Here is a 7,755-nt window from a genome sequence, read left to right on the forward strand (position 1 = left end):
GCCGCGTACGCCGCGGCCAACGCCTACCTGGACGCGCTGGTGGAGGACCGCCGTGCGCGGGGTCTCGCCGGTACCGCGGTGGCCTGGGGCCCCTGGGGCGAGAGCGGTATGGCGGCAGGCGAGGGCGGCGACCAGTTGGCGCGTCGCGGTCTGCCCGCGATGGCGCCGGGCCTGGCGATGGCCGCGTTGCAGGGAGCGGTCGCGGGTGACGACGGTGTGGTGACGGTCGCCGACGTGGACTGGGAGCGTTTCGCGCCCGCGTTCACCATCGGGCGGCCCAGCCCGCTCCTCGGCGAACTGCCCGAGGTCGTATCGGCCCTGGAGCAGGCCCGTGCCGCCGAGGAGACCAACGCGGAGGGCGGATCGCGCCTGAAGGAGAGGCTTCTCGCGCTGGCTCCGGGCGAGCGGGAGCGCGCCGTACTCGATCTGGTACGCGGTCACGCGGCCGCGGTTCTCGGATTCTCCGGTATGGAGGGCGTGGAATCCGACCGCGCCTTCAAGGAATTGGGATTCGACTCGCTCACGGCGGTAGAATTCCGAAACCGGCTGAACGCGGACACGGGTCTGCGACTGCCCACCACACTGGTCTTCGACTATCCCAATGCAAGGGCCCTCGCGGAACACGTACGAGCGGGCGTCCTCCCCGACGAAGGGACATCCGCCACTCCGCTGATCGCGGATCTGGAAAAACTCGAGGCATCACTCTCCACGGCTGAGCCGGACAACGCCGAGCGAATGGCCATCGCATCCCGACTCCAGGTACTCCTTGCCAAGCTGAATGGCGGAGAGGGTGGAGCGACGGAAGCTGAGAGCATTACGCAGCGGCTTGACGAGGCGTCTGACGACGACCTCTTCGATTTCATCGAGAATGAGCTCAGCTAGTTGTGACCGCCGAGGTGCAGTTCTCTGGCCTCCTTTCATTCTTCAGTCTTCTTTGACTCGTAATAGGCAAGGTTTTCATGGTGAACGAAGATAGGCTTCGGGACTATCTCAAGCGGGTAACGGCAGATCTGCACCAAGCTCGCCAACGCCTGCGCGAGCTGGAGGCAGGAGAGCAGGAGCCCATCGCGATCGTGGCGATGAGCTGCCGTTTCCCGGGCGGTGTGGGGAGCCCCGAGGACCTGTGGCGGTTGGTGGCCGGTGGTGGCGATGCCATTTCCGACTTCCCGTCCAACCGTGGGTGGGACGTCGACGGGATGTACGACCCGGACCCCGAGCGCTCGGGCACGTTCTACTCCCGTGAGGGTGGTTTTCTTCACGACGCGGGCGAGTTCGACGCGGGCTTCTTCGGGATCTCGCCGCGTGAGGCCCTTGCCATGGATCCGCAGCAGCGACTGCTGCTGGAAACCTCATGGGAGGTCTTCGAGCGGGCGGGCATCGCTCCGGGTTCGGTGAAGGGCCGCCGCGGCGGTGTGTTCGTGGGCGCCGCCACCTCGGGTTACGGGGCGGACGTCGACGGCTTCCCGGAGGAGATCGAAGGCCATCTGCTGACCGGTACGGCGACCTCGGTCGTATCGGGCCGTATTTCGTACACCTTCGGCCTCGAGGGCCCCGCGGTGACGGTGGACACGGCGTGCTCCTCGTCGCTGGTCGCCCTGCACCTGGCGGTTCAGGCGCTGCGCCAGGGCGAGTGCGACCTGGCGCTCGCCGGTGGTGCCACGGTGATGTCGACACCGGGCGCCTTCGTCGAGTTCAGCCGGCAGCGCGGGCTCGCCCCCGACGGCCGTTGCAAGCCCTACGCGGACGCGGCGGACGGCACCGGCTGGTCCGAGGGCGTCGGCATGCTCCTCGTGGAGCGGCTGTCCGACGCGCGCAAGAACGGCCACCCCGTGCTGGCCATCGTGCGTGGCTCCGCGGTCAACCAGGACGGCGCGTCCAACGGCCTGACCGCCCCCAACGGCCCCTCGCAGCAGCGGGTCATCCGGGACGCGCTGACCAGCGCCCGGCTGGCCCCGTCCGACGTGGACGTCGTGGAAGGGCACGGCACCGGTACGTCCCTGGGCGACCCGATCGAGGCGCAGGCGCTGCTCGCCACCTACGGTCAGGACCGGCCGGAGGGCCGCCCGCTCTGGCTGGGCGCGCTCAAGTCGAACATCGGTCACACGCAGGCCGCCGCCGGTGTCGCGGGCGTCATCAAGATGGTGATGGCCATGCGGCACGGCATGCTGCCGCGGACGCTGCACGTGGACGAGCCCTCGCGCCAGGTGGACTGGTCGGCGGGTGAGGTGCGGCTGCTGACCGAGGCCACCGCGTGGCCCGAGACCGATCAGCCGCGCCGGGCGGGCATCTCCGCCTTCGGCGTCAGCGGCACCAACGCCCACACCATCATCGAGCAGGCCCCGCCGGTCGACGAGGACGAGGCCGAGGCGAGCCCGGCGTCCGACGGTGACACCGGCGTCGCCACCTGGCTGCTGTCGGGGCGTGGCGCCGACGCGCTGCGCGCCCAGGCGGCCCGGCTCAGGGCGTTCCTGCTGGAGCGGGCCCAGTTGAGCGCGCTGGACATCGGCCACTCGCTGGTGGCGACGCGCTCGATGTTCGAGCACCGCGCCGTGGTGTCCGGTGCGAACCGCGCGGAACTCCTCGCCGGACTCGAGGCCGTCGCCGCGGGCGAGGTCGCCCCCAATGTGCTCCAGGGCGTGGCCGGGTCGGCGGTCAAGACGGCGTTCCTCTTCTCCGGCCAGGGTGCGCAGCGCCTCGGGATGGGCCGGGAGCTGTACGAGGCGTTCCCGGTGTTCGCCCGGGCGCTGGACGAGGTGTGCGCACACCTGGATGTGGTGCTGGACCGTCCGCTGCGGGAGGTGGTGTTCGCGGCGGAGGGGAGCGCGGACGCCGAACTCCTGGACCGGACGGCCTTCACCCAGCCGGCGCTCTTCGCGGTCGAGGTGGCGCTGTACCGGCTGCTGGAGGACTGGGGCGTCACCCCGGACGTGCTGATCGGCCACTCCATCGGTGAGATCGCCGCCGCCCATGTGGCGGGTGTGCTCTCCCTGGAGGACGCGTGCACGCTGGTCGCGGCGCGTGGCCGGCTGATGCAGGCGCTGCCCGAGGGCGGCGCCATGGTCGCCGTCGAGGCCTCCGAGGAGGAGATCTCCGGCTCGCTCGCCGGCCGCGAGGCCGAGGTGAGCGTCGCGGCCGTCAACGGCCCGACCGCCGTCGTCATCGCCGGTGACGAGGGAGCGGTCCTGGAGATCGCCGCCCAGTGGTCGGAGCAAGGGCGCAAGACGAGCCGGCTGCGGGTCAGCCACGCCTTCCACTCCCCGCGCATGGACGCGATGCTGGACGACTTCCGCCGTGTGGTGCGGGGGCTGTCCTTCCAGACCCCCACCCTGGCGCTGGTCTCCAACGTCACGGGCGAGCCGGTCGGGGCCGACGAGGTGTGCTCGCCGGAGTACTGGGTGCGGCATGTGCGCGAGGCCGTGCGCTTCGCCGACGGCGTCCGCTCCCTCGCGGCCCAGGGTGTCACCGCGTACATCGAGGTGGGCCCCGACGGTGTGCTCTCGGCGATGGCGCGGGACTGCCTCGCGGGAGCGACGGCTTCGGCCCCGGCCGTGGTGCCGGTCCTGCGCAAGGGTCGCCCTGACGCCCAGGCGCTGATGGCCGCGCTGACCGAGGCCCATGTCCACGGTGTGACGGTGGACTGGGAGCGGGTCTTCGCCGGGCGCGGCGCCCATACGGTCGAGCTGCCGACGTACCCCTTCCAGCGGCAGCTCTACTGGCTCGAGGGCACGAACGCCGGGTCCGGCGGTCCCGCCGCGGACAGTGTGGACGCCCGCTTCTGGGACGCGGTGGAGCGCGAGGACCTGGAGGCCCTGGCCGAGGCGCTGGACATCGACGGCAGTGGCTCGCTCGGCGAGTTGCTGCCCGCCCTGTCCTCGTACCGGCGTCAGCAGCGCGACCGGGCCACGGTCGACGGCTGGCGCTACCGGATTTCCTGGAAGCCGGTCTCGGAGCCCCCCGGGGCCACGCTCTCCGGGACATGGCTCCTGGTCGTCCCCGCCTCCGGCGAGGACGCGTTCGTGGAGTCGGCGTCCGCCGCGCTCCAGCGGCACGGTGCCGACGTCGTTCGTGTGGTGGCCGACGAGGCCGACCTCGCCCCCGGCGCACTGGCCGACCGGCTGCGTGAGATCGCCACCGATCCGTCCGGGATCGGCGGTGTGCTGTCCCTGGTGGGCGTGGACGAGCGGCCCTGCGCCGAGCACCCGGCGGTCTCCCGCGGCCTCGCCCTGACACTGATGCTGGTGCGGGCCCTGGCCGAGGCCGACATCCGGACCCGGCTGTGGTGTGCCACCCGGGGCGCCGTGTCGGTGGGCCGCTCCGACCAGCTCACCAGCGCCGTACAGGCGGAGATCTGGGGCCTCGGCCGGGCGGCCGCGCTGGAGCACCCGCGCATCTGGGGCGGTCTCGTCGATCTGCCCGAGACCCTGGACGAGCGCGCCGCCGCGCGACTGGCCTGGGCGCTGTCCGCGGCGGACGGCGAGGACCAGGTGGCGGTGCGCGGATCCGGAGCGTACGCCCGGCGCCTCGCCCGCGTCACGGGCGGCAACGAGTCGGCGGACCGAGGATGGCGGCCCCGGGGCACGGTGCTCATCACCGGTGGCACCGGCGCCCTGGGCGCGCAGGTGGCGCGCTGGGCCGTGCGCGAGGGCGCCGAGCACGTGGTGCTGACGAGCCGTCGCGGCCCGTCGGCCGAGGGCGCCTCCGAACTCACGGCGGAGCTCGAGGGGCTCGGCGCCGAGGTGACCGTGGCGGCCTGCGACGCGGCCGACCGCGACGCCCTCGCCGCCGTGCTGGCCGCCGTCCCGGAGCGGTATCCGCTGAGCGCCGTCGTGCACGCGGCGGGCATCCTGGACGACGGTGTGCTGGACGGCCTGACCGTCGGGCAGCTCGCCGGGACCCTGACCGCGAAGGTCGAGGGCGCGCGCCATCTGCACGAGCTGACCGCCGAGTCGTCGCTCGACGCATTCGTGCTGTTCTCCTCCTTCGTCGGCGCCGTCGGTGGCGCGGGCCAGGCCGCCTACGCGGCCGCCAACGCCTACCTGGACGCGCTGGCGCAGCAGCGCCGCGCCCAGGGCCTGGCCGCCACCGCGGTCGCCTGGGGCCCGTGGGCCGAGAGCGGCATGGCCGCGAGCGGTCGCGCCGGGGAGCGGATGCGCGGCGGGCCACTGCCCCCGATGGCTCCCTCGCTCGCCCTGGACGCGCTGCGCTGGGCCGCCGGCCACGACGAGGCCGCCCTGGTCGTGGCCGACATCGACTGGGCCGCCATGGCCTCCATGCTGAGCGCCGGCCCCAGCGCCCTCGTCAGCGACATCCCCGAGGCGCGTGAACTCCTGACCGCCGCGGCCGGGACCACCGGCCGGGCGGTGCCGGGCCACGAGCTGCGGGACCAGCTGGCCGGACGGCCGGACGAGGAGCAGCGCCTCCTCCTGCTCGACCTCATCCGCACCCACGCGGCCTCGGCCCTCGGCCACTTCTCGGCGGAGTCCGTCGAGCCGGGCCGCGCCTTCCGGGACCTCGGATTCGACTCCCTCACCGCCATCGAGCTGCGCAACCGGCTCGACCTGGCCACCGGTCTGAGCCTGCCCGCGACCCTCATCTTCGACTACCCGACCGCCGAAGCTCTCGCCGACCACCTGTGGCAGGAGCTCGGCGGGGCCACCGCCGAGGCCGCCACCTCGGCGGTGGCGCACCGGGCGCGGCCGGTCGACGACGACCCCATCGCGATCGTGGCGATGAGCTGCCGCTTCCCCGGCGGGGTCGAGACCCCGCAGGAGCTGTGGCGGCTCCTGGCCGAGGGCGGCGACGCCATCGGCGGGTTCCCCGGCGACCGTGGCTGGGACGTCGAGGGCATGTACCACCCGGACCCCGAGCACCCGGGCACCTTCTACGCACGCGAGGGCGGATTCCTCTACGGGGCGCCCCAGTTCGACCCCACCTTCTTCGGAATCTCGCCGCGCGAGGCCGTGGCCATGGACCCGCAGCAGCGGCTGCTGCTGGAGACGTCCTGGGAGGCGTTCGAATACGGGGGCGTCAAGCCCGCCGCGCTGCGGTCCACCCGGACCGGTGTGTTCGTAGGCACCAACGGCCAGGACTACTCCACGATCATGCTCGACGCCCCCGAGGACTTCGGTGGCCATGTGGGCACGGGCAGCGCGGCCAGCGTGGTGTCCGGGCGCATCTCGTACACGTTCGGCCTCGAAGGGCCGGCCATGACGGTGGACACGGCCTGCTCGTCCTCGCTGGTGGCGCTGCACCTCGCGGTGCAGGCGCTGCGCCAGGGCGAGTGCGACCTGGCCCTCGCCGGTGGTGTGTCGGTGATGTCGACGCCGGGCGCCTTCGTGGAGTTCAGCAGGCAGCGCGGTCTGGCCCCCGACGGCCGGTGCAAGCCGTTCGCGGAGGGTGCGGACGGCACGGGCTGGTCTGAGGGTGTCGGCATGCTGCTGGTGGAGCGGCTGTCGGACGCGCGGAAGAACGGCCACCCGGTGCTGGCGATCGTGCGCGGTAGCGCCATCAACCAGGACGGCGCCTCCAACGGTCTGACGGCGCCCAACGGCCCGTCCCAGCAGCGGGTGATCCGGCAGGCGCTGGCGAGCGCGGGACTCTCCGCGGCCGAGGTGGACGCGGTCGAGGCCCACGGCACCGGTACGACACTGGGCGACCCGATCGAGGCACAGGCGCTCCTGGCCACCTACGGCCAGGAGCGGCCCGAGGGGCAGCCGCTGTGGCTCGGCGCCATCAAGTCCAACATCGGTCATACGCAGGCCGCCGCCGGTGTCGCCGGGGTCATCAAGATGGTGATGGCCATGCGCGCGGGCGTGCTGCCGCAGACGCTGCACGTGAACGAGCCGTCGCGGCAGGTGGACTGGTCGGCGGGCGAGGTGCGGCTGCTGACGGAGGCCACCGCGTGGCCGGAGACGGGTCGGCCGCGCCGGGCGGGTATCTCCTCGTTCGGACTGAGCGGGACCAACGTTCACACCATCATCGAGCAGGCCCCTGACCTGGAAGAGGCCGTGGCCGCTGAGGCGGCCGGGCCCGAGACGTCGGTGTCGGCGGCCGTGGTGCCGTGGCCGGTGTCCGGCAAGAGCCGGGAGGCGCTGCGGGCACAGGCCGAGCGGCTGTACGCGGACGTGGCGGCCCGGGAAGACGTCGGCGCGCTGGACGTCGGCCACACGCTGGCGTCCCGGTCGGTGTTCGAGCACCGCGCCGTGCTGGTGGGCGAGGACCGGGAGACCCTGCTGCGCGGTCTGCGGGCCGTCGCCGACGGCGGAGTCGCCTCGGGAGTCGTCCAGGGGCAGGCCGCCACGGGTGGCAAGTCGGCGTTCCTGTTCTCGGGTCAGGGTGCGCAGCGCCTGGGCATGGGGCGGGAGTTGTACGACGCCTTCCCGGTGTTCGCCCGGGCGCTGGACGAGGTGTGCGCACACCTGGACGTGACTCTGGACCGCCCGCTGCGGGATGTGGTGTTCGCGGCGGAGGGGAGCGCGGATGCCGAACTCCTGGATCAGACGGCGTTCACTCAGCCCGCGTTGTTCGCGGTCGAGGTGGCGTTGTTCCGGTTGCTGGAGCACTGGGGTGTCACTCCCGATGTGGTGATCGGTCACTCCATTGGTGAGATCGCGGCCGCGCATGTGGCGGGGGTGTTCTCGCTGGAGGACGCGTGCACATTGGTCGCGGCCCGGGGTCGTCTGATGCAGGCGCTGCCGGAGGGTGGTGCGATGGTCGCCGTCGAGGCTTCCGAGGAGGAGGTCGCGGCGTCGCTTG

General features: G+C 72.7%; 2 protein-coding genes. Both read left to right on the top strand.

The features are described 5' to 3' along the window. Positions 1-882: phosphopantetheine-binding protein (locus ABD329_RS47015; RefSeq protein WP_344318158.1), on the top strand; the 882-nt coding region annotated here is incomplete at its 5' end. Positions 883-959: 77 nt separating this feature from the next. Then, a partial coding sequence (locus tag ABD329_RS47020) for a type I polyketide synthase (protein WP_344318159.1) occupies positions 960-7,755 on the top strand: 6,796 nt, incomplete at its 3' end.

It is taken from the genome of Streptomyces javensis (genome assembly GCF_039525925.1).
Taxonomy (GTDB): Bacteria; Actinomycetota; Actinomycetes; order Streptomycetales; family Streptomycetaceae; genus Streptomyces; species Streptomyces asiaticus.